Below are 21,749 nucleotides of genomic sequence, written 5' to 3'. Positions count from 1 at the left end.
AGCCGGTCATGAGCGGCCGCCTGGCGCGGCTTTCCATGACCGCGTTGCGGATGGCGGCCGGCATTCTGCCGGCCGCCTCTGCTCCGCTGGCGTCCTGGCTTTACCATTTCGGCACGCTGCCGCGAACGGAAGCGCTGGAACGCGATTTCGGGCTCGACGACGAGCCGCTGGCAGTGCTCGGCCTTGCTTCGGGCGGTCCGGCGAGAGCCTGCCTCGAAGCCGCGTTCGAAGCGTCGACCCACCCCGGCTGGATCTCCTTCGCGGGAAACGGCGCAGCGGGCGCGGTGCCTCCGGCCTGCAAACTCTACGTCAGCCCGGAGCCCAGGGCCTTGCCCTACGCCTTTCCGATCGTCGCCCATGTGTTCGCACGCGCGGGGGTGCGTTCGTTCAAGGTAGGGCGCGGTCTCCACGGCCTTTTGCGGTCCGACAAGATCGTCGCCTATTTCGATGCGCGCGAGCATCTGGACGACGTCGCCCGGTCGCTCGGCCGAGCGCTGGGCGACTGCCCGGCCCAGGGAATTGCGTTCACCGCGGATGCCGGCGGCGACGGCCTGCTCTCGTGGGGTGCGGATCCTCCCGATCCGTCGTCCGGCGCCAGCTGGCGTGCCTGGATCACGCGTCGGCTTGCAGAGGCGATGATCGCGAACCCGCACGCTCCGGTTCCGGCCGCATGCGAGGCGATGCGCAGCGTCGGCATCGATCCCGAGCTCTGGGCACCCAGCGAGGCGACGTTCCAATGACGATGGCTTCCACCTCCGATCCGATCGATCTCACCGCAACCGCGTTCCTCCTTCCCGCGGACGTCAAGTGTCTGGCCGTCAAGGATCTGAGCGCACGGCTGCGGGAACGGATCGGTCCGGTCGGTGCCGGACAGGCGGTGCTCACGCGGCCGGGCTTCCGCCTCGTGCCGCGGCTGATTCCCGAGCCTCTGGCGGCGTTGCTCGACCAATTTCGAACGCCAAGCTTGATCACCGACGCAGTGCTGCGTTTCAGCAGGCTACGGGCGCAGGAGCCCGAAACCGTACTGGATCACGCCTTCGATGCGCTCGCCGCGCTGATCACGGGCGGCATTCTCGTTCCCATCGACTCCGACGCCGCCGCCACGGCCGCGCCGGAGCCGAGTCTGGGATCGGGCCAGGCGTTCGGTGCGTATGAGATCCAGGCACTGGTCCGGTCCCTGGACGACGTCGAGGTCTACCGTGCACGCTGTCCGAGCGGCGCGCCCGCAGCGTTGAAGATCGCGCGCGACGATCGTGCCGGTGTGGCCGCATCGCTTGCCAACGAGGCGCGGACGCTCGCCCGGCTTGGCGGGGCCGACAGCCCGAAGCTTTTCGATCATGGCACCATCGAGGGCCGCGCCTTCATCGCGATGGAGTGGTGCGAGGGAACCAGCATCGCCGCCGCCGCGCGGCAGGCAAGGGCAGCGCGCGATCGGACGGGACTCCACGCGCTGATCGGTCGCATGTTCGCCGCCTATGCCCGGCTGCACGCTGCGGGGATCCTTCACGGCGACGTTCACACCGGCAATATCCTGGTGCGGCCCGACGGACGCGTGGTGATCCTTGATTTCGGCGCGGCGGTGCCGATCGACGCGGCGGACGCGGCGCCGCGGACCGGGATCCCGCACTTCCACGATCCGGACATGGCACTGGCCCTGCTCGAAGGCCGGCTGCCCCCGCCCGCCTCCGCACGGTCGGAGCAATATGGCCTGTGCGTTCTCGCCTATCTGCTCGCCACGGGAGAGCACCCGCAGGACGCGGCGGCGGTGCAGGAGACGCTGCTGCGCTCTATCGTCGAGCGTCACCCGCTGCCGTTCGCCGCACGTGGGGTCGCCGCGTGGCCCGATGCCGAGGCGATCCTGGAACGCGGCCTTGCAAAGCAGCCGGAGCGCCGCTTCCCGGATGTCGCGGCGCTTGCGGCAAGTTGGGCGCGCGCCGCGCCGATGGCTCGGACGTGCGATCGGACGTCAGTCACGACCGGCAATGCGCTCGGCCGTCGTCTCGACGCGGTTCGCCGGCTCGGCCGGCCCCGCGGTGACCCGGTGCTGCATGCCTGGTTTGCTCTGCGAGCCGCGATCGCACTGGAGGATTGCGAGCTCCTGGCGGCCGCCCGGATTCTGGCGGCGCGTGCGCGCCCAGGCCAATCCGCATCCTTCGTTTCCGCGCAGGTCGCTCGCGCGGCCTCCGATGCCCGCGGCGAGCAAAGCGCGATCGACGATTTCCTGGCAAGCGCTTCCGCGTTGGCGGCCGGCCCCGCGCGCGCATGCGCCCTGGTTGCTGCGGCGACGCTGCTGAAAGGTCCGGCGCATGGCGCAATCGATCACGGGCCGCTTCTCGCATGGGTATCGTCGGCGATCGGGCAGGATTGTTCAGGAGAGACAGAGAAGGACGCAGCCTGGCTGCACGCCCAGCTGGCCCTCTGCGACACGCCTGCGCTCGTCGCGTCCGAGAGGCTGCGGCAGGCTTTGGGCGCGCTCGCGCCCGCCGACGGCGACGTCTGGCTGTGGGCCGATGCGCACCGCGCGTTCGAGGAAGAAGATTTCAAACGGCGCGCGCACTCGGCACCCCGGTCCGGCCATCGCGCCCGTCAGGGCTTTGCGCATCTTCGGCTCCATCAACTGACCGGAGCGTGCGCCTGGATCGATGCGGCGCGGTCCTGCTCCGCGACGGCGGACGCCGGCCCGGCCGACCTCCTCGACTGCCTGCTGGAGATCGAGCTGATCGCGCCGGAGCGCGCGCAGCTGCCGTTCTTCCTGCGCGCCGAGCGGGCGCAGGTCGGCCGGGCCGGTGCGGCGCCGGCGGCGCCCTTCAGCTCGAGCGAACGGCGTCTCTCAGCCGGCGTCTACCGAGCGCCGGTTCCCGGCTGAGGTCGCCCTGCTCCATGATCTCCTTGCGGAGTTCGGCCCGCTTTTCGTGGATCGAGGCGATCACCGGGCCCATTGCGATGCCGAGCTCGACCAGCACCGCCTCCGACAATTGCAGCGAGGCTTCCAGCGTCTCCGGCACTGCGTCGGTGGCGCCGGCGCGGTAGAGCTCGGCGGCGTGGCCGGCGTCCCGCGCACGCGCGACGATGGTGAGGCCGGGGCACCATGCTCGCACCTTCTTGGTCAGCCGCACGGTCAGCACCGGATCATCCATGGTCAGCACCAAAGCGGTGGCGCTGCCGAGATGGAGCCGATCCATCAATTCGGGGCGGGACACGTCGCCGAACAGGATCGGGAATCCGGCACGCCGTGCTGCGGCAACGTTGTCGATGTTGGAATCGACCGCGACATAGGCGCGGCCGTGGGTCGTCAGCATGTCGGCGACGAGGCGACCGACGCGCCCGAAGCCGATCACGACCACCCGTTGCGTGGCACCCTGTAGATCCTGCGGAGGCACATCGAGGTCGCCGCCGACATCCACCCGTCGCGCCGCATCGCGGCCGATCCGCGCCAGCAGCGGCGTGATGGTAAGGCCGAGCGCGGTGACGATCGTCCAGAAGGCTGCGGTCTGGGCGCTGATCAAACCGGCCGCCATTGCCGTGGTCAAAACGATGAGGGTGGTTTCCGACGGCGACGCCATGAGCAGTCCGGTTTCGGCGGCCACTGCCTTGCGCGCGCCGGAAAGGCGCAGGAGCAGGAAGGTGACGCCTGCTTTGACCAGCACGATCGCGATCAGCGCGAGGAGCAGAATCTCCCACTGGGCCAGCACCTGACGGACATCGAGGCCCATGCCGACGGTGATGAGGAACACGCCGAGCGCGAGACCGCGAAACGGCGCAGTGATCACCTCGACTTCGTTCGAATAATCGGTTTCGGCAATCAGGATACCGGCGACGATTGCGCCGACGATGGCGGAAAGACCGACAGCGGCGCTGGCGAGACTGGCGACGATTACCACCAGCAGGCTGACGGAGAGAAACAATTCGGGGCTCTTGGTGCGTGCGGCCTGCCCGAACAGGCGCGGCAGCAGGATGCGGCCGAGCACCAGCATCGCGCCGATCACCGCCGCCCCCAGGATGATGGTGCGGCCAAGCGACATCCATCCGTCCCCCGAGGCCTGCGGCGCCAGTGCGCCGAGGAAGAAGATGATCGGGACGATCGCCAGATCCTCGAACAGCAGCATGGCGAAGGCGGAGCGCCCGACCGCGCTGCTCGTGCCGACCATCGGCAACACCAGAGCGGTGGACGACAAGGCCAGCGCCAGCCCGAGGCCGGCGGCACCGCCCCAGGATTGACCGAGGACGAAGAGCGCGCCGCCGACGATCAGCGCCGACAGCAGCAGTTCGGCGGCGCCGAGGCCGAAGACCAGGCGTCGCATGCCCCAGAGGCGCTTGAAGCTGAGCTCGAGCCCGATCGAGAAGAGCAACAGGATGATGCCGAATTCCGCGAACGGCTCGATCGCGTGCGGATTGGTGATCGTGAAATAGCCGAGCCACGGATTGTCGCCGACCAGCGATCCCAGTCCCTTCGGACCGGCGAGGATGCCGACGAGGATGAACCCGATAACGGGACTCACGCGAAAACGGGCGAAAGCGGGGATGACGATGCCGGCGGCACCGAGAATCACGAGAGCGTCGCTGAGAGGGGTCGTCTGAAATTGGGCGGCCATCTTGCCTTTATGCACCGGATCGCGCGAATGTCAGCCCGTGCGTGGCGAAAGCGAGATCCTGATCGTCGGCGGCGGACCGGCCGGCATGATTGCCGGGCTGCTGTTCGCCCGCGCCGGCCTCGACGTGACGGTGATCGAGAAGCATGCCGATTTCCTGCGCGATTTTCGCGGCGATACGGTTCACCCGTCGACCCTGAGGATCATCGCCGACCTCGGGCTCACCGAGCGCTTCCTCGCGCGGCCGCACGACAAGGTGCACAGCATCGGCGCGCTGGTCGGCGGTCGGCATTTCGAGATCGGCGACTTTTCGCGTTTCGACCCGCGCTGGAACTTCATCGCGATGATGCCGCAATGGCATTTCCTGGATTTCGTCGCGGACGAAGCGCGTGCCTACCCGGGCTTCCGGCTGATGGTCGAGACCGAGGCGACGGGACTGGTCTTCGACGGCGCGCGTGTCGGCGGTGTCCGCTGTCGGCATGGCGGTAAGGAGCAGGTGCTGCGCGCACGGCTCGTCATTGCTTCAGATGGCCGCCGCTCGGTGCTTCGCGATGCGGCGGAGCTCAAGGTGCGCGATCTCGGTGCGCCGATGGACGTCTTCTGGTTTCGGGTTCCGAAGACGCGAGGCGCCGAAAACGACACCACCGGCATCTTCGCGCCCGGCCGGATCATCGCGATGATCGATCGCGGCGATTATTGGCAATGCGCCTGGGTGTTCGCGAAGGGGGAGGCGGAGCAGGTCCGTGGCCGCGGCATCGACGCGTTCCGGGCCGAAGTCGTCGCCGCCGCACCGATGGTGGCGGGGCAGATCGGCGCCGTCGGCAGCTGGGACGATGTCAAGCTGCTGACCGTGACCCTGGATCGGCTGGAAACCTGGCACCGGCCCGGGCTTCTGGTGATCGGCGACGCCGCCCACGCAATGTCGCCGATCGGCGGCGTCGGCATCAACGTCGCGGTGCAGGACGCGGTCGCGGCCGCGAACATCCTGGCCGGTCCGATGGCGCGCGGCGAAGATCCGGATCCGCTGCTTGCCCGCGTCCAGAGCCGGAGGATTGCCGCCGTCCGCCTGATCCAGGTCGCGCAGGCCGCGGCACAGCGCGCCATCATCGCGCCGCTGCTGGAACGGAAAACGGCAGCGGTGAAACCACCGCTGCCGCTTCGTCTACTCGATCGCTTTCCGATGCTCCGCATCGTGCCCGCCGCTCTGATCGGCTTCGGCTACAAAGCGGAGCGGGTGCGCTCTCCGAGGATTTAGGCCGCGCTCATCTTCTTCTCGAGGTTGGCGCGGATCGCTTCGAAGAATTGCTCGGTGGTCATCCAGCTCTGATCCGGGCCGATCAGGATCGCGAGATCCTTGGTCATCTGACCCTGCTCGACCGTTTCGATGCACACGCGCTCCAGCGTTTCGGCGAACTGGGTCACCTCCGGCGTGTCGTCGAACTTGCCGCGGAACTTGAGGCCGCCGGTCCAGGCGAAGATCGAGGCGATCGGGTTGGTCGAGGTCGCCTTGCCCTGCTGGTGCATGCGGAAGTGGCGGGTGACGGTGCCGTGCGCCGCTTCGGCCTCGACCGTCTTGCCGTCCGGAGTCATCAGGATCGAGGTCATCAGGCCGAGCGAACCGAAGCCCTGCGCGACCTGATCCGACTGGACGTCGCCGTCGTAATTCTTGCAGGCCCAGACAAACTTGCCGCTCCACTTCAGCGCCGAGGCGACCATATCGTCGATCAGGCGGTGCTGATATTCGATGCCGGCAGCCTTGAACTGATCCTGGAACTCGCCGGCATAGACCTCCTCGAAGATGTCCTTGAAGCGGCCGTCATAGGCCTTGAGGATGGTGTTCTTGGTCGAGAGATAGACCGGCCAGCCGCGGCCGAGTCCGAAATTGAAGCTGGCGCGGGCGAAATCACGGATCGATTCGTCGAGATTGTACATGCCCATGGCGACACCGGCGCTCGGGAAGTCGAACACTTCCTCCTCGATCCGCTGACCGTCCTCGCCCTCCCAGATCATCCGCAGCTTGCCCTTGCCCGGAACCTTGAAGTCGGTCGCCTTGTACTGGTCGCCGAACGCGTGACGGCCGACGACGATCGGATCGGTCCAGCCGGGGATCAGCCGCGGCACATTCTGGATGACGATCGGCTCGCGGAAAACCACGCCGCCGAGGATGTTGCGGATGGTGCCGTTGGGCGACTTCCACATCTTCTTGAGCTTGAACTCCTCGACGCGGGCCTCGTCCGGAGTGATGGTGGCGCACTTCACGCCGACGCCGTACTTCTTGATCGCGTTGGCGGATTCGACCGTGATCTTGTCGTCGGTCTCGTCGCGCTTCTCCACACCGAGATCGAAGTAGATCAGATCCACGTCCAGATAGGGCTGGATCAGACGCTCGCGGATCCATTGCCAGATGATCCGGGTCATTTCGTCGCCGTCGAGTTCGACGACCGGGTTCTTCACTTTGATCTTGGCCATGCGAAGTGCGCTTTCCTTGGCTCGTGCTGGGGTTGGGGCGCCGTGTAGGCCGTGGCGCCGCCCCGATCAACCGATCGGATGTCCGTTGCGGTTGTCACCCGCAGGCCGCGACTGTAGAGGGCGGGGAATGACCTCGCTCGAAAAGCCGGATCTCGTCACGACGAACATCCGCTACCGCTTGCCGAACGTGCACCCGGAAGGGCGCAAGTTCGTCGTCATCGCCGCGGTTATCGCGCTCGTCTTTTTCTGGCTGATCGACTGGGATTGGGTCGGCTGGGTGATGACCGGGATCACCGCCTGGGTGGCCGCCTTCTTCCGGGATCCGATCCGCACGACGCCGAAAGGCGAGGGGCTGGTGATCGCGCCGGCCGACGGCATGGTGACGATGATCGCGTCCGTGCTGCCGCCGCCGGAGATGCGGGGGCCGGACATGCTCGGCGACGCGCCGGTCACCCGGGTGTCGATCTTCATGAGCGTGTTCGACGTCCATATCAATCGCGCGCCGATTTCGGGCGAGATCAAGCGGGTGATCTATGTCGCCGGCAAGTTCCTCAACGCGGATCTGGACAAAGCAAGCGAGGATAACGAGCGCAACCATTTCCTCGTCGAAGGGCATGACGGCACCCGCATCGGCTTCACTCAGATTGCCGGCTTGGTCGCACGCCGCATCGTGCCCTGGTCCAAGGTCGGGGACCATGTCGTCGCCGGGCAGCGCGTCGGCCTGATCCGCTTCGGCAGCCGTGTCGACGTCTACCTGCCCGACGGAACGTCGTCGCAGGTGCTGCTCGGGCAGCGGACGATCGCGGGCGAGACGGTGATCGCCAAGCTCGGCGTCGCCCAGGCACTCGAAGGCGTGGCACAGTGATCGGACGCGGGCGTTGATCGGTCCGGCCGTGCGCGAGCGGCGGGGCATCCCGCTTCGCGCCGTTGTTCCCAATGCGGTGACGGCGCTGGCGCTCTGTTCAGGGCTCAGCGGGGTTCGGTTCGCGATCGCCGAGGATTGGGAGAAGGCGATCGCGGCGATCATGATCGCCGCGGTGCTCGACGGCATGGACGGGCGGATCGCCCGAATGCTGAAGGGGCAGAGCCGCTTCGGCGCCGAGCTCGACTCGCTGTCGGACGTGATCGCCTTCGGCGTGTCACCGGCGATCATCATGCATCTGTGGGCGCTGCAATATTGGCCGCGCTTCGGCTGGCTGTTTGCGCTCGCCTACGCCGTCTGCGCGGCGCTTCGGCTCGCCCGCTTCAACGCCAATATCGATGTCGAGGAGCAGCCGCACAAATCGGCTGGGTTCCTGACCGGCGTTCCGGCGCCGGCGGGCGCAGGCCTGATGCTGCTTCCGCTCTACGTCTGGATCGCCACCAACCGGGAATGGGATTGGCTGCACGACCGCTATCTCGTTGCGGGTTGGGCGGCGATCTCGGCCTTCCTGATGATTTCGAGCCTCGCCACCTTCTCGTGGGGCTCGATCAGGCTGCGCCGCAACGTGCGCTTCACCGCGATCGTGATCATCGCCCTGGTCGCCGGCGCGCTCGTGACGGCACCTTGGGAGACGCTGAGCGTCGCCGCTCTGCTTTATGCGGCGTCGATCCCGTTCAGCATCGCAAGCTATGCCCGCGTCAAGCGGCAGCGCGCCGTCGCGGCGCCCCGGCAAGAGCCGCCGAGCGTCTGATCTCGCGTCCGAGTTCGCCGCGAAGCGCGGCCATGATCTCGGCCCAGGAATTGCGAACGGTCATGTGGCCGATCATGCAGGCGGCGAGCAGGACGAGCGTGAACAAGGCGGCGGCAGTGAAGTGGAACACGGCGGTTTTCCTCTAGATGTCCGGTGCGGGAAACCCGCGGCGTCCGGTGCTGGACCGGTTCGATCAAGATGTTCTCCCTCCGTTCCGCTGTCAATCAGCGGCGGAACGAAATATGAAGATCAGGTAAAAAGTGTGTCCGTCGGAACACAGCGGGAACATCGCGTCGTGTCAGCCGCTCGCGAAACCGCCCAGCTACGCAGGCCGTCGTTGCGGGAAGGCAGTTGACACTAAGTCCACATAGGTAGACTTATCCTCATCATGGTTCGGTGCCGCTCATATCGCTTCCGCTCGCTCCGGCGTTGCGCCGGGCGACAAACAGCGCGTGAGGCGACATCCTGCGGCGGGCCGGAGTGACAGCGGGGCTCGCGCGGCGCGTCGCCGGGCTCCTCGGCCGTCTGCTCGAGCACGTCTACGGCGGACGCCGAACCGAATGGGTGCGCGCAATCCGGAGCGAGATCGCGCAAATCGATGAGGATCGCTCCGCCTTGTCCTTCGCCTTCGGCTGCTTGTGGGGTGCGTGCCGCTCCGTGACGGCCGAGCGGCTTTGCACCATCAGAAGAGGAGTTGCCGGAATGGTACCGCTTTCGTTCGGCCTGCAAGACCCGCGTCGGGTCGGGATCGGCTCCGCACTGGCCTCGACGTGCCTGGGTTTGTGTTATCTCGCTGCTGCGGGCGCACCCGCGCGCTACCTTGTCGTCAATGCCGCCGCCTTTCTGCTCGGCCTGTTCGCGCTTCGGGCGGTAGGCGGCGCGGTATCGCACAACCGCAGGTTCGCGAGCGCCACCATGCTTCTGTGCGGCCACAGCCTGCTGGCGACGTCGCTGTTCGGTGCCGCCGTTGAAGGTGCAACGCGATGGATCTGGGTCGGTCCGCTCAGCGTGCAGGTGAGCCTGGTGCTGGTGCCGTTCATGATCCTCGCCTTCGTCCGGCGCCCGGATGCGCTCGGCGCAGGTGCGATCGCGTTCGCGGCGCTCGCGCTTGCGCTCCAGCCGGATCGCGCAATGGCCGGCGTGCTCGCCGTCGGCTTGGTGGTTCTCGCGGTGATGCGGCCAGGCCTTTGGTCGGTGGCCGCGCTCTGTGCGGCGGTCTGCGCGTTCGCGGCGTCGATCGTGCGCGCCGACGCGCTTCCCGCGGTGCCCTATGTCGATCAGATCCTGTTCTCCGCCTTCGACGTTCACGTCATGGCGGGCGCGGCGGTGGTGCTCGGATCGTTCCTGCTGCTGGTGCCGGCGATCGTCGGCGGGTATCGGGATCCGGAGCAGCGGGTGGTCTACCTGAGCTTCGGAGCGATCTGGATCGGATGCGTGCTGGCTGCCGCGCTCGGAAACTATCCGACGCCGGTCGTCGGCTATGGCGGCAGCGCGATCCTCGGCTATCTTCTCGGCCTCGCCGCGCTGCCCTCGGCGGGATCGGTCCCGGTGCAGGCTCGCCGCCCGTCGCCGCCTAACGATGCAGGCGAGACCCTCTTGCCGAGATCCGCGCTGGCGGCGTGAGCGCCCGATAACCGAGCGACGCAGGTCAGCGCCGCCTGGTGACGCTGCGGCTTGCTTTTCAGGGCCCAAGCCCTTAAGTGCGCGCGCATTCCACATGCGGAGCCATCATACCGGTGGCTGGCGAGCGTCACCGCTCTCCGGTCTTCCGGCTCCGCAGAGGGCTAACCGGAAGGAGAAAGACTATGGCGTCCACCGACGTCTCCATGCAGCAATTGCTCGAAGCGGGCGCGCATTTCGGCCACCAGACTCACCGCTGGAACCCGAAGATGAAGCCGTACATCTTCGGCGAACGCAATGGCGTTCACATCATCGACCTGTCGCAGACCGTGCCGCTGTTCGCGCGCGCGCTCGATTTCGTGCGTCAGAGCGTCGCCCATGGCGGCAAGGTCCTTTTCGTCGGCACCAAGCGTCAGGCGCAGGATCCGATCGCCGAGGCGGCGCGCCGTTCGGGCCAGCATTTCGTCAACCATCGCTGGCTGGGCGGAATGCTCACCAACTGGAAGACCATCTCGGGCTCGATCAAGCGCTTCAAGAGCCTCGAGGAGCAGCTTTCGGGCGACACCGCCGGCCTCACCAAGAAGGAAGTCCTGCAGCTCACCCGTGAGCGCGACAAGTTCGAGCTGTCGCTCGGCGGTATCCGCGACATGGGCGGCCTTCCGGACGTGATCTTCGTGATCGACGCCAACAAGGAAGAGCTGGCGATCAAGGAAGCCAACGTGCTCGGCATCCCCGTCGTCGCGATCCTCGATTCGAACGTCAGCCCGAAGGGCATCGCCTTCCCGGTCCCGGGCAATGACGATGCCAGCCGTGCGATCCGCCTGTATTGCGACGCGATCGCCGACGCGGTCCTCGCCGGCAAGTCGGGCGGCGCCTCCAACCGCGGCGTCGACATCGGTGCGATGTCCGAGCCGCCGGCCGAAGCCGCGCTCGCCGACGCTTAAGCATCAGGGAGCGGGAGGGGCGAACCCTTCCCGCTCCATCGAAGACCAGGGTTTGGAGCCGCCGTGTCACGCGCGGGACTTCAAGACGCCCTAGAGCACATTTTCTCCCGGAACCTTGGCTGACGACGGCAGGGTGGCCGGGATGAACGCCTTTTCATTTTGGCATCGCGCAGCGTGCGCTGAGACAGAGGATAAAGACATGGCGGAAATCACTGCCGCATCCGTGAAGGAACTGCGCGAGCGCACCGGCGCCGGCATGATGGACTGCAAGAAGGCGCTGGGCGAGACCCAGGGCGAGATGGAAGCGGCGATCGACTGGCTGCGCACCAAGGGCTTGGCCGCGGCCGCCAAGAAGGCCGGCCGCACCGCCGCCGAGGGCCTGGTCGGCGTCGCCGTCGCCGGCAATCGCGGCGCGGTCGTCGAAGTCAATTCCGAGACCGACTTCGTCGCCAAGAACGAGCAGTTCCAGGAATTCGTCCGCACCGTCGCCGAGCTCGCGCTGACCGCGTCGGGTACCGTCGAGGGTCTGCTCGCCACCGCATGGCCGGCCGGCGGCGGCACCGTCGAGGAAAAGCTGACCAGCAACATCGCCACCATCGGCGAGAATCAGTCGCTGCGCCGCTCGGCCGTGCTGCAGGTGAATGACGGTGTGGTCGTGTCCTACGTCCACAATGCCGCGGCGCCTGGCCTCGGAAAGATCGGCGTGTTGGTCGCGCTCGAGAGCAACGGCGACAAGGCCGCGCTCGAGACGCTTGGCAAGCAGCTCGCCATGCACATCGCCGCGGCCAACCCGCAGGCGCTGCGCGGCGACGACCTCGATCCGGCGCTGATCGAGCGCGAGCGTTCGATCGCTACCGAGAAGGCGAACGAGAGCGGCAAGCCGGCCGACATCGTCTCCAAGATGGTCGACGGCGCGATGGCCAAGTTCCGCAAGGAAAATGCCTTGCTCTCGCAGCTCTTCGTCATGGACAACAAGACGAAGATCGAGGACGTGGTGAAGGCCGAAGCGAAGAATGCCGGCGCTCCGATCGAGCTGACCGCTTATGTTCGCTTCCAGCTCGGCGAAGGCATTGAAAAGCAGGAAAGCGATTTCGCTGCCGAAGTCGCCGCCGCTGCCGGCAAGACCGCGTAACAGGGGGTCGGACTCCGTCTTGGCGCATGCCGGGCGGAGTCGTTCAAGGGCGGGCCGGATGCGGGAGCGGGAGCTCCGCATCCGCCCGCCCTTTTCCGTGTTCGCCGCCACGCCCGTCGGCGGCGCTCCGGCGCCGTTCGGCCTGCACGCAATCTGCACCCATTTCCCGCCGGGAACATGCTTGGCACCGCCCGCCCGCCTGACTAAGGTGCGCGCCGCCCCCCAATTCTCCAGATCGGATACTCGAAACCCATGACGCGCCCGCGCTTCAACCGCATTCTCCTGAAGCTGTCCGGCGAGGCGTTGATGGGAGACGGCGCCTTTGGCATCGATCCCGAGACGACGTCGCGCATGGCGGAGGAGATCAAGCAGGCCAAGGAAGCCGGCCACGATCTCTGCATCGTCGTCGGCGGCGGCAACATCTTCCGCGGCCTTGCCGGTGCGGCCAAGGGATTCGACCGTGCGAGCGCCGATTACATGGGCATGCTCGCCACCGTGATGAACGCGCTCGCGATGCAGAATGCGCTCGAGAAGATCGGCGTCGACACCCGTGTGCAATCGGCGATCCCGATGGCAAGCATCTCGGAGCCTTATATCCGCCGGCGTGCGGTCCGGCACATGGAGAAGGGGCGGGTGGTGATCTTCGCCGCCGGCACCGGCAATCCCTATTTCACCACCGACACGGCCGCTGCCCTGCGCGCTGCGGAGATGGGCTGTCATGCCTTGTTCAAGGGCACCAGCGTCGACGGCGTCTACGATGCGGATCCCAAGAAGAAGCCCGATGCCCAGCGCTACGAGCATCTCGGTTTCAATCGGGTGCTTGCCGACGATTTGAAGGTCATGGACGCCAGCGCCGTGGCTCTGTGCCGCGACAACAACATTCCGATCGTCGTCTTCAACATCCGCGAGCAGGGCAATCTGGCCCGGGTGCTGCGCGGTGAGGGCACCGCGACGATCGTTCAGAACGAGGAGTGAGACATGCCCGCCTATAGCAAGGCCGATATCCAGCGCCGCATGCACGGCGCCGTCGAAGCGCTCAAGCACGATCTCGGCGGTCTTCGCACCGGTCGTGCCTCGACCACCCTGCTCGAGCCGGTCACGGTCGAGGTCTACGGCGCCCACATGCCGCTGAACCAGGTCGCCACCATCTCGGCGCCGGAACCGCGCATGCTCTCGGTCCAGGTGTGGGACCGCTCCAATGTCAGCTCCGTCGAGAAGGCGATCCGTTCCTCCGGGCTCGGCCTGAACCCGATTTCCGAGGGCCAGACGCTCCGGCTGCCGATCCCCGATCTGACCGAGGAGCGCCGCAAGGAACTCGCCAAACTCGCCAGCCAATATGCCGAAAAGGCGCGGATTGCGGTCCGCAACGTGCGCCGCGACGGTATGGACCTGCTCAAGCAGGACGAGAAGAAGCACGAGATCAGCGAGGACGAGCGCAAGCGGCTCGAAACCGAGGTTCAGAAGCTGACCGACGACACCATCAAGGAGGTTGATGCCGCGGCTTTGGCCAAGGAAAAGGAAATCCTCGGCAAGTGATCGGCAGAGCGGCCAGTGTGCCGCCCCGGCGAGACGCCGGCGGGGCAGGGGACGGCGCCGTGTCCGGGCGGAGCGACGGCGGTACCGTCGTCGCCGGCAACGGCAGTGTTCCGCGACACGTCGCCATCATCATGGACGGCAACGGCCGCTGGGCGAAGGCGCGCGGCCTGCCGCGGGCCGCGGGCCACCGCCAGGGCGCCGAATCGGCACGCAAGGTGCTTCGCGCGGCGGGAGAGGCGGGCGTCGAATGCCTCACCCTCTACGCTTTCTCGTCCGAAAACTGGCGGCGGCCCGAGGACGAGATCAACGATCTCATGGGTCTGCTGCGTTTCTACATCGGCCGGGAGCTCGGCGCCCTGCACAAGGAGGGCATCCGCCTCAAGATTCTCGGCGATCATAGCGCCTTTTCGGCGGAGACCGCGCGGATGGTGGACGATGCGGTCGAGCGGACCGCCGCGAACACCCGGATGACCCTGGCGATCGCGCTGAATTACGGTTCGCGGCTCGAGCTCACCAAGGCGGCGCAGTCGCTCGCCCGGCGGGTCGCGGCCGGAGAGATCGCCCCCGACGATATCGACGAGGCCGGAATCGAGGATGCCCTCGATACTGCAGGGCTTCCGCCGCTCGATCTGGTGATCCGCACCTCGGGCGAGCACCGGCTGTCGAATTTCCTGCTGTGGCAGGCCGCCTATGCGGAATTGCTGTTCGTCGACACCTTGTGGCCGGATTTCGACGGAGACGCGTTCCGGGATGCGCTTTCGGCATTTGCCGGTCGCGAGCGGCGGTTCGGCGGACGATGAGCACGCCGGCGGCGAAACCGAGTTCCGATCTCGCCACGCGGTTCGCCGCTGCCGTGGTCATGATCGCCGTGGCGTGCGCCGCCATCTATTTCGGCGGGTGGCCGTTTCGCCTTCTGGTGGCCGCCGCGGCTGCGATCATGATGGTGGAATGGGGCGACATGCACCGCGCCTCGCGGCAGTGGAGCTGGATCGGTGCGGCTCTGCTCGCAATCGGCCTCGTTGCCGTGTCTGAATGGCTATATCCGGCCGGCGAGATCGACTTCATCGACGGCGCGGAAGCGATCAGTCTGGACAGCTTCGACCAGCTCTGGACCGGACTTGGAATCCTGGGCGGTCTCGCATTGCTGTTTGGATTGCTCACCCGCCGCCTCGCCATGGGCTGGGGCTTTCTCTACATCGCGCTGCCGAGCTTCGCCCTGATCGTGCTCGAATGGGCCCGGTTCGACATCGTCTTCTGGGCGATGCTGGTGACCTGGTCGACCGACATCTTCGCCTATTTCGCGGGACGATCGATCGGCGGGCCCAAGCTTGCGCCGCGGATCAGCCCGAACAAGACCTGGGCGGGGCTGATCGGCGGCATGGCCGGGGCCGGAGTGATCGGCGCGATCGCAGCGTTCCTGTTCGATCTCGGGCCGGTATTCCTGCTCGCCGGCGCGCCGCTCGGCCTGCTCGCCCAGCTGGGCGACCTCTATGAAAGCAGCGTCAAGCGCCGGCTCGGGGTCAAGGACAGCGGCAGCCTGCTGCCGGGCCACGGCGGTATCCTCGACCGTGTCGACGGTCTGCTGCCGGTGACGCTCGCCACCCTTGGCCTGTTGCTGCTGATCCTGGGTACTGCGTGACCCTTCGACGCACCGTCACCATCCTTGGCGCAACGGGCTCGGTCGGCGGCTCGACGCTCGATCTGATCGAGCGCAATGCCGCCGATTACCAGGTGCTGGCACTCACCGCCCATCGCGATGTCGAAGGCCTCGCCGCGGCGTCGCGCCGGGTCGGTGCCGAGCGGGCGGTGATCGCCGACGAGAGCCTGCTACCAGCGCTGCAGGCCGCGCTCGAGGGCAGCGATGTCGCCGCGAGTGCCGGGGAGGGCGCAATCCTCGACGCGGCCGCCGCCGGTGCCGATTGGACGATGGCGGCGATCGTCGGCTGCGCGGGCCTGAAGCCGACCATGGCCGCGCTTCGTGGTGGCCGCACCGTCGCTTTGGCCAACAAGGAATCCTTGGTCTCGGCAGGCGCGCTGATGACGGATGCCGCCGCCGCCAGCGGCGCGAAATTGCTGCCGGTCGATTCCGAGCATAACGCGATCTTCCAATGCTTCGATGCGGCGCGGCCGGAATCGGTGCGACGGATCATCCTGACGGCGAGCGGGGGGCCGTTCCGCACCAGAAGCCTCGACGAGATGCGGGCGATGACTCCGGCACAAGCGGTGGCGCACCCCAATTGGTCGATGGGCGCCAAGATCTCGGTTGATTCCGCGACGCTGATGAACAAGGGCCTGGAGCTGATCGAGGCCTTTCACCTGTTCCCGTTGGATGCGGACGGATTCGACGTCGTCATTCATCCGCAATCCGTGATCCACAGCCTCGTCGAATATGTCGACGGCTCGGTGCTGGCGCAGCTTGGTGCGCCCGACATGCGCATCCCGATCGCCTATGCGCTTGCCTGGCCGCGCAGGATGGAAACCCCATGCGAGCGGCTCGACCTCGTACGCACCGGCAACCTGGCCTTCGAAGCGCCCGATCTGGAGCGTTTTCCCGCCCTCGGCCTTGCCATGGCGGCGCTTCGCGAAGGCGGTGCCGCACCGGCGATTCTCAATGCCGCCAATGAGATAGCGGTCGCCGCCTTCCTTGAAGGTTCGATCGGCTTTCTCGATATAGCTTCTATCTCGGCCGAAACCCTGCGATGCTGCACACCGCCGCCGCCGGCTTCGATCGAGGAGGTGCTCGAGATCGACCGCGAGGCACGCGCGGTCGCGACGGGCGTCAAGAGAAGGTATTTGCGTTGAACAGCCCTAGTCTCCTCTGGACGATCCTCAGCTTCCTGCTCGTCATCGGACCGTTGATCTTCGTCCACGAGCTCGGCCATTATTTCGTCGGGCGCTGGTTCGGCGTGAAGGCGGAAGCCTTCTCGATCGGCTTCGGACGCGAGCTCGCCGGCTGGACCGACCGCCGCGGCACCCGCTGGAAGCTGGCCTGGCTGCCGCTCGGCGGCTATGTCCGCTTCGCCGGCGACATGAACCCGGCCAGCCAGCCTTCGCCAGAATGGCTGGCGCTGCCGCCCGAGGAGCGGGCGCAGACCTTTCAGGCCAAGCCCGTCTGGCAGCGCTTTCTGATCGTTGCCGCCGGCCCGATCACCAACTTCCTCTGCGCGATCCTGATCTTCACCGGCTTCCTGATGGCTTATGGGCAGCCGCGCTCGGAACCCGTCGTCGCCGCCGTGGAACCCGGGTCGGGCGCGCAGGCCGCAGGTATCCTTCCCGGCGACAGGATCACCGCGATCGACGGCAGCCGGGTGACGACGTTCGAGGACATCGCCCGCCACGTGGTGCTTCATCCGGGCGAGACGCTGAAGGTGGAGTTCGTTCGCAACGGCCAGACTCAGCAGGTGACGGCGGTCGCCAGGCCCAAAGTGGAACGCGACAAGTTCGGCAACGAATTCCGACGCGGCCTGCTCGGCGTACGGCAGGGCGAACGGACGATCGAGCGGTTCGGCGTTGCCGACGGACTGGTCGGCGCCGTCCGTCTGACCGGACAGGTGGTCGGCACCACGATCGAGGGCTTGGGTCAGATCATCACCGGCAAGCGTTCGGTGAAGGAGCTTGGCGGCCCCCTCAAGATCGCCAAATTTTCCGGCGAACAGGCCAGCCTCGGCCTGCTCGCCTTCATTTGGTTCGTCGCCGTGATCTCCATTAATCTCGGCTTCATCAACCTGTTGCCAATCCCGATGCTCGACGGCGGTCATCTGTTCCTCTATCTGATCGAGGGCATTCGCCGGAAGCCGCTGAAGCCCGAAGCCCAGGAATGGGCATTCAGAACCGGGCTTGCCGCGCTTCTGGCCCTGATGATCTTCGTCACGGTGAACGACCTGGCGTCTTTTGGGCTGCTCACCAAGCTTGGCGGCTTGATCGACTGAGTGTGATCGGGCAGGGCTGAGGCGACAGGGACAACGGGCCGGGCGTGTGCGCCGGCCGAATCTATTTAGGGCGGGGACCCGTGACAGCGACCAAAATCATCAATCATCGTCGGCGCCTGTGCTCCGTGCTCCTCGTCGGCACGATCCTCGGCGGCACCGGCGTTTCGGCGCACGCGCAACAGGCTGCACAGAGCCCGGCCCCGGCCCAGACGACGGGCGCGCCCGCCGCTACGCCCGCGCCTGCCGCCGCCGTACCCGCCCCGGTCGCCCCGGCCGCGCAGCCGATCCGCTCGATCGCCGTCTCCGGCAATCAGCGGCTGGAGCCGGAGACGGTGATCTCCTACATGAAGCTGCGCGTCGGCGAGACCTATACGCGCGAGCGGCTCGACGAGGCGCTGCGCGATCTCTACGGCACCGAGCTGTTCGCCGACGTTCAGATCCTTGGCAGCGACACCGGCAATCTGGTGATCCAGGTGCGAGAGAATCCGGTGATCAACCGGATCATCCTTGAAGGCAACAAGCGCATCAAGGACGACAAGATCGGTCCCGAGATCAAGCTCGCCCCGCGCCAGATCTTCACCCGCACCAAGGCGCGTGCCGACGTCGCGCGGATCATCGAGCTCTACCGTCGCCAAGGCCGCTTCGCAGCCGAGGTCGAGCCCAAGATCGTGCAGCTCGAACAGAATCGCGTCGACGTCGTCTTCGAGATCAACGAGGGGCCGAAGTCGAAGGTTCGCCAGATCAACATCCTCGGCAACGAGAAGTTCTCGGACGGCGAGCTGCGCGGCCACATGGCGACCAAGCGCACCAGCATGTTCAGCTTCCTCGGCTCGGGCGCCGTCTACGATCCCGATCGCCTGGCCTATGACCAGCAGCAGCTGCGCCTGTTCTACCTGACCGAGGGCTATGCCGATTTCCGTGTCGTCTCCGCAGTCGCCGAGCTGACTCCGGATCGGCAGGACTTCATCATCACCTACGTCGTCGAGGAAGGCGAGCGCTACAAGTTCGGCGACGTCAAAGTCGAGAGCGAGATCCGGGACCTCAAAGGCGAGGATCTGACCCGGCTGCTGCCGATGAAGAACGGCCAATGGTATAATGCCAAGCAGGTCGAGGACACGGTGACCTCGCTGAACGAGAGCGCAGGCCTGTTCGGCTATGCGTTCGCCGACGTCAATCCGCGTATCCAGCGCGATGCCGAGACCAAGACGATGGCGGTGACCTTCCAGGTTGCCGAGACGCCGCGCGTCTATGTCGAGCGGGTCGACATCAACGGCAACACCGTCACCCAGGACAAGGTGATCCGGCGCGAATTCCGTCTGGCCGAGGGCGATCCTTTCAACAGCGTCCGGGTGAAGCGCTCGCGCGACCGCATCCAGTCGCTCGGCTATTTCCAGGACGATCTGGAGGTCACCCAGACCCAGGGCTCGACTCCCGATCGAGTGATCCTCGGGGTCGACGTGCAGGAAAAGGCGACCGGCGAGCTTCAGGTCTCCGCGGGCTTCTCGAGCCTGGAGCGCTTCCTCGTCAACTTGTCGATCCGCCAGCGCAACTTCCGCGGCAAGGGTCAGGAGCTGCGAGCGGCGGTCAATTATTCGAGCTATTCCAAGTCGGTGGAGCTGGGCTTTACCGAGCCCTATCTGTTCGACCGCAACATCGCCGTCGGCGCGGACGTGTTCCGCCGCGACTACAGCAGCTTCAATTACATCGGCAACGAGCGCAACAACACCTACAAGCAGGTCTCGACCGGCTTCCAGTTGCGCAGCGGCATCCCGCTCACCGAATATATGCAGCTGGCCGGCCGCTACGGGCTCAGCGTCGACGACGTTACGCTCGATCGCGATCTGTATTTCACCGATCCCGATGGTCCGAACGGACCGCAGGAGCCCTTCTGCGATCCGCTGCGTGTCGGCCGCTATTTGTGTCAGGCAGTCGGCCAGCGGACGACCTCGTCGATCGGCTATTCGTTCGCATTCGACAACACCAACAACCGCTTGCGCCCCACCCGTGGCCAGCGCGTCGTGCTCAACCAGGATTTCGCGGGTTTGGGCGGCAGCGTCAAATATCTGCGCACGAAGCTCAACGCATCCAAATACTGGCAGCCCTTCGGCAGCTTCGTCTTCTCGGTCAGCGGCGAGGGCGGTTACATCCACAGCTTCGAAAAGGCGGACGAAGTCGGCGAGGATCCGGTGCGCCTGATCGATCGCTTCTTCCTCGGCGAGCCGCAGATCCGCGGCTTCGATATCCGCGGCGTCGGGCCACGCGTGATCCGTCAGTATTTCGATGCCAATGGTCCGATCGAGGACAACAACAACCAGATCGACGACGCGCTTGGTGGTCGCGCTTATTATCTCGCCCGTGCCGAGCTCGAAGTTCCGTTGAGCTCCGGCCTGCGGGAGATGGGACTGCGTCCGTCCTTCTTCGTCGACGCCGGTGCCTTGTTTGGGCTGAAGCGGCCGATCACCACGACGCTGACCAATTGCGTCGACGATCCCGCAGTTGCAGGCACGGTCGAGGCCTCGCAGGTGATCGGCAGCAAAACCTGTCCAACCGGAGCGGTCATCGGCGCGAATTCGTTCGAAGAAATCTACGCCGGCAACACGGCGAAGCCGCGTGTCTCGGTCGGCTTCGGCGTCAACTGGAATTCGCCATTCGGACCGTTCAGGATCGATATAGCCAAGGCGCTTATCAAGGCCGACGGGGATGACACAAAGCTCATTACATTCAACGTAGGGACCGCATTCTAATGAAGAAGATTGTTCTCGGCACCGCCGCCGCCGCGGCGCTTTCGCTCGGCATGTCCGGTGCCGCGCTCGCGCAGCGCAACAACAACGCAGCCGGCGCCGCCGTCCTGGTCGTCGACACCGACCGTGTCATGACCGAGTGCACCGCCTGCCGCGCCGCTCAGACCGCATTGCAGGGCCAGGTCCAGCAGGCCCAGCAATTCGCGCAAGGCCTGGCGCAACCGCTCCAGACCGAGGGCCAGGCGATCGAGGCCGCAGTGCGCGCGCTCAACGGCAAGCAGCCGGATGCCGCTTTGCAGCAGCGCGCGACCGCGTTCCAGACCCGTCAGAACCAGGCGAACCAGCAGATCGGTCAGCGCGAGCAGACGATCCGCTCGACGCAGGCGCACGTCCAGCAGCAGATCGGCACGCGTCTGATCCCGATCATCGAGTCGATCCGTGCGAGCCGCCGTGCGGCGATCGCCGTCTCGAAGAGCTCGACGCTTGCCAACGACAATGCGATCGACATCACCGCCGAGGTGCTGACGCAGCTCAATCAGCAGGTGCCGTCGGTGAGCGTTACCCCGCTGCCGCAGCAGAATGCGCCGGCGGCGCCCGCCGGCACCCAGCCGGCGCAGCCGCAGCCGCAGGGCCGGTGAGCACCGACGACACGGCAAGCACCGCCATCGGGCCGCTGGATATCCGGCGGGTGATGGCGGCGCTGCCGCACCGTTACCCGATGCTCCTGATCGATCGGGTCGAGGAGCTGATCCCGAGGAAGCGGATCGTCGCGATCAAGGCGGTGACGATCAACGAGCCCTTCTTCCAGGGTCACTTCCCGACCCGTCCGATCATGCCCGGCGTGCTGCTCGTCGAGGCAATGGCGCAGGCGTCCGGCGTTCTCGCCGTGGAGTCGCTTGGCCTCGCCGGAACCGGCAAGCTCGTCTACTTCATGGCGATCGACAATGCGAAGTTCCGACGCCCGGTCGAACCCGGCGTCCTTCTTCGTATCGAAGTCGAACTCGTCCAGGATCGCGGTTCGGTCTGCAAATTCGCCGGAAAGGTGCTGGTCGACGGCAAGCTCGCCGCCGAAACCAGCTTCACGGCGATGATTGCGGATCCGCCGAAGGACTGACC

20 protein-coding genes are annotated in these 21,749 nt (G+C 66.4%); 17 read left to right on the top strand and 3 right to left on the bottom strand.

Features of this window, described 5'->3' with window-relative positions; genetic code table 11:
* The first annotated feature begins 8 nt into the window (after positions 1–8).
* Entirely contained in the window at positions 9–740 is a 732-nt protein-coding gene (locus tag ETR14_RS24825; protein WP_129390414.1) for a hypothetical protein, read from the top strand.
* Positions 737–2,866, top strand: a complete 2,130-nt coding sequence (locus ETR14_RS24820) for an AarF/UbiB family protein (RefSeq protein ID WP_165356605.1) — start codon at positions 737–739, stop codon at positions 2,864–2,866. Before ETR14_RS24825 ends, ETR14_RS24820 begins: the two co-directional genes overlap by 4 nt.
* Here ETR14_RS24820 and ETR14_RS24815 read toward each other — a convergent pair.
* Positions 2,808–4,592: a cation:proton antiporter gene (locus ETR14_RS24815; RefSeq protein ID WP_129392384.1), complete on the bottom strand. Its 1,785-nt coding sequence runs from the start codon at positions 4,590–4,592 to the stop codon at positions 2,808–2,810. The two genes, ETR14_RS24820 and ETR14_RS24815, sit on opposite strands and share 59 nt — an antisense overlap.
* Positions 4,593–4,629: 37 nt before the next feature.
* On the opposite strand from ETR14_RS24815, the gene ETR14_RS24810 reads away from it, so the two are divergent.
* Positions 4,630–5,844: an FAD-dependent oxidoreductase gene (locus ETR14_RS24810; RefSeq protein ID WP_129390408.1), complete on the top strand. Its 1,215-nt coding sequence runs from the start codon at positions 4,630–4,632 to the stop codon at positions 5,842–5,844.
* Here the strand turns inward: ETR14_RS24810 and ETR14_RS24805 are convergent.
* Complete coding sequence (locus tag ETR14_RS24805; RefSeq protein ID WP_129390405.1) at positions 5,841–7,058, bottom strand: NADP-dependent isocitrate dehydrogenase; 1,218 nt, start codon at positions 7,056–7,058, stop codon at positions 5,841–5,843. The genes ETR14_RS24810 and ETR14_RS24805 overlap by 4 nt on opposite strands.
* 127 nt (positions 7,059–7,185) lie before the next feature.
* Here ETR14_RS24805 and ETR14_RS24800 point away from each other — a divergent pair, with 127 nt between their 5' ends.
* Positions 7,186–7,923 carry a phosphatidylserine decarboxylase gene (locus ETR14_RS24800; RefSeq protein ID WP_129390402.1) on the top strand — a complete coding sequence of 246 codons (738 nt, stop codon included), beginning with the start codon at positions 7,186–7,188 and terminating at the stop codon, positions 7,921–7,923.
* 13 nt (positions 7,924–7,936) lie between these two features.
* On the top strand, positions 7,937–8,731 hold the full coding sequence (locus ETR14_RS24795; protein ID WP_129390399.1) for a phosphatidylcholine/phosphatidylserine synthase: 795 nt from the start codon (positions 7,937–7,939) through the stop codon (positions 8,729–8,731).
* On the opposite strand, the gene ETR14_RS24790 is transcribed toward ETR14_RS24795, so the two are convergent.
* Positions 8,679–8,861 (bottom strand): hypothetical protein, encoded by a 183-nt coding sequence (locus ETR14_RS24790; protein ID WP_129390397.1) that lies wholly within the window; start codon positions 8,859–8,861, stop codon positions 8,679–8,681. The genes ETR14_RS24795 and ETR14_RS24790 overlap by 53 nt on opposite strands.
* 572 nt (positions 8,862–9,433) lie before the next feature.
* Here ETR14_RS24790 and ETR14_RS24785 point away from each other — a divergent pair.
* The 12 genes from ETR14_RS24785 (at position 9,434) to fabZ (ending at position 21,747) form a co-directional block, all read left to right on the top strand.
* Complete coding sequence (locus ETR14_RS24785; RefSeq protein WP_129390395.1) at positions 9,434–10,354, top strand: hypothetical protein; 921 nt, start codon at positions 9,434–9,436, stop codon at positions 10,352–10,354.
* A 182-nt stretch (positions 10,355–10,536) separates the two neighbouring features.
* Positions 10,537–11,295, top strand: a complete 759-nt coding sequence (gene rpsB, locus ETR14_RS24780) for a 30S ribosomal protein S2 (RefSeq protein ID WP_129390392.1) — start codon at positions 10,537–10,539, stop codon at positions 11,293–11,295.
* Positions 11,296–11,494: 199 nt separating this feature from the next.
* Positions 11,495–12,427 carry a translation elongation factor Ts gene (tsf, locus tag ETR14_RS24775; protein ID WP_129390389.1) on the top strand — a complete coding sequence of 311 codons (933 nt, stop codon included), beginning with the start codon at positions 11,495–11,497 and terminating at the stop codon, positions 12,425–12,427.
* A gap of 252 nt (positions 12,428–12,679) precedes the next feature.
* The gene (gene pyrH, locus ETR14_RS24770) at positions 12,680–13,402 is read left to right on the top strand and encodes a UMP kinase (RefSeq protein ID WP_129390386.1); all 723 of its coding nucleotides are present in this window, start codon (positions 12,680–12,682) and stop codon (positions 13,400–13,402) included.
* A gap of 3 nt (positions 13,403–13,405) precedes the next feature.
* Positions 13,406–13,963: a ribosome recycling factor gene (gene frr / locus ETR14_RS24765; RefSeq protein WP_129390383.1), complete on the top strand. Its 558-nt coding sequence runs from the start codon at positions 13,406–13,408 to the stop codon at positions 13,961–13,963.
* Between the two features lie 59 nt (positions 13,964–14,022).
* The gene (locus ETR14_RS24760) at positions 14,023–14,763 is read left to right on the top strand and encodes an isoprenyl transferase (protein WP_256370218.1); all 741 of its coding nucleotides are present in this window, start codon (positions 14,023–14,025) and stop codon (positions 14,761–14,763) included.
* Positions 14,760–15,602: a phosphatidate cytidylyltransferase gene (locus ETR14_RS24755; RefSeq protein ID WP_129390380.1), complete on the top strand. Its 843-nt coding sequence runs from the start codon at positions 14,760–14,762 to the stop codon at positions 15,600–15,602. Before ETR14_RS24760 ends, ETR14_RS24755 begins: the two co-directional genes overlap by 4 nt.
* The gene (locus ETR14_RS24750; protein WP_129390377.1) at positions 15,599–16,765 is read left to right on the top strand and encodes a 1-deoxy-D-xylulose-5-phosphate reductoisomerase; all 1,167 of its coding nucleotides are present in this window, start codon (positions 15,599–15,601) and stop codon (positions 16,763–16,765) included. The genes ETR14_RS24755 and ETR14_RS24750 overlap by 4 nt, the downstream gene beginning before the upstream one ends.
* The gene (gene rseP, locus ETR14_RS24745) at positions 16,663–17,892 is read left to right on the top strand and encodes an RIP metalloprotease RseP (protein ID WP_129390374.1); all 1,230 of its coding nucleotides are present in this window, start codon (positions 16,663–16,665) and stop codon (positions 17,890–17,892) included. The genes ETR14_RS24750 and rseP overlap by 103 nt, the downstream gene beginning before the upstream one ends.
* An 80-nt stretch (positions 17,893–17,972) precedes the next feature.
* Positions 17,973–20,636 (top strand): outer membrane protein assembly factor BamA, encoded by a 2,664-nt coding sequence (gene bamA / locus ETR14_RS24740; protein ID WP_243455678.1) that lies wholly within the window; start codon positions 17,973–17,975, stop codon positions 20,634–20,636.
* Positions 20,636–21,271 (top strand): OmpH family outer membrane protein, encoded by a 636-nt coding sequence (locus tag ETR14_RS24735; protein ID WP_243455677.1) that lies wholly within the window; start codon positions 20,636–20,638, stop codon positions 21,269–21,271. The genes bamA and ETR14_RS24735 overlap by 1 nt, the downstream gene beginning before the upstream one ends.
* Complete coding sequence (fabZ, locus tag ETR14_RS24730; RefSeq protein WP_256370190.1) at positions 21,268–21,747, top strand: 3-hydroxyacyl-ACP dehydratase FabZ; 480 nt, start codon at positions 21,268–21,270, stop codon at positions 21,745–21,747. Before ETR14_RS24735 ends, fabZ begins: the two co-directional genes overlap by 4 nt.
* Positions 21,748–21,749: the final 2 nt, after the last annotated feature.

It is taken from the genome of Sphingosinicella sp. BN140058, assembly GCF_004135585.1.
Classification (GTDB): domain Bacteria; phylum Pseudomonadota; class Alphaproteobacteria; order Sphingomonadales; family Sphingomonadaceae; genus Allosphingosinicella.
The sequence above is the reverse complement of the archived record's forward strand: the minus strand, read 5'-3'. Positions and strand labels throughout refer to the sequence as shown.

What these genes read in the sequence shown, in the direction of transcription:
- ETR14_RS24825 (WP_129390414.1), top strand. Translation starts at nt 9, where the DNA reads ATGAGCGGCCGCCTGGCGCGGCTTTCCATGACCGCGTTGCGGATGGCG.
- ETR14_RS24820 (WP_165356605.1), top strand. Translation starts at nt 737, where the DNA reads ATGACGATGGCTTCCACCTCCGATCCGATCGATCTCACCGCAACCGCG.
- ETR14_RS24815 (WP_129392384.1), bottom strand. Translation starts at nt 4,592, where the DNA reads ATGGCCGCCCAATTTCAGACGACCCCTCTCAGCGACGCTCTCGTGATT.
- ETR14_RS24805 (WP_129390405.1), bottom strand. Translation starts at nt 7,058, where the DNA reads ATGGCCAAGATCAAAGTGAAGAACCCGGTCGTCGAACTCGACGGCGAC.
- ETR14_RS24800 (WP_129390402.1), top strand. Translation starts at nt 7,186, where the DNA reads ATGACCTCGCTCGAAAAGCCGGATCTCGTCACGACGAACATCCGCTAC.
- ETR14_RS24785 (WP_129390395.1), top strand. Translation starts at nt 9,434, where the DNA reads ATGGTACCGCTTTCGTTCGGCCTGCAAGACCCGCGTCGGGTCGGGATC.
- rpsB (WP_129390392.1), top strand. Translation starts at nt 10,537, where the DNA reads ATGGCGTCCACCGACGTCTCCATGCAGCAATTGCTCGAAGCGGGCGCG.
- tsf (WP_129390389.1), top strand. Translation starts at nt 11,495, where the DNA reads ATGGCGGAAATCACTGCCGCATCCGTGAAGGAACTGCGCGAGCGCACC.
- pyrH (WP_129390386.1), top strand. Translation starts at nt 12,680, where the DNA reads ATGACGCGCCCGCGCTTCAACCGCATTCTCCTGAAGCTGTCCGGCGAG.
- frr (WP_129390383.1), top strand. Translation starts at nt 13,406, where the DNA reads ATGCCCGCCTATAGCAAGGCCGATATCCAGCGCCGCATGCACGGCGCC.
- ETR14_RS24755 (WP_129390380.1), top strand. Translation starts at nt 14,760, where the DNA reads ATGAGCACGCCGGCGGCGAAACCGAGTTCCGATCTCGCCACGCGGTTC.
- rseP (WP_129390374.1), top strand. Translation starts at nt 16,663, where the DNA reads ATGCTGCACACCGCCGCCGCCGGCTTCGATCGAGGAGGTGCTCGAGAT.
- ETR14_RS24735 (WP_243455677.1), top strand. Translation starts at nt 20,636, where the DNA reads ATGAAGAAGATTGTTCTCGGCACCGCCGCCGCCGCGGCGCTTTCGCTC.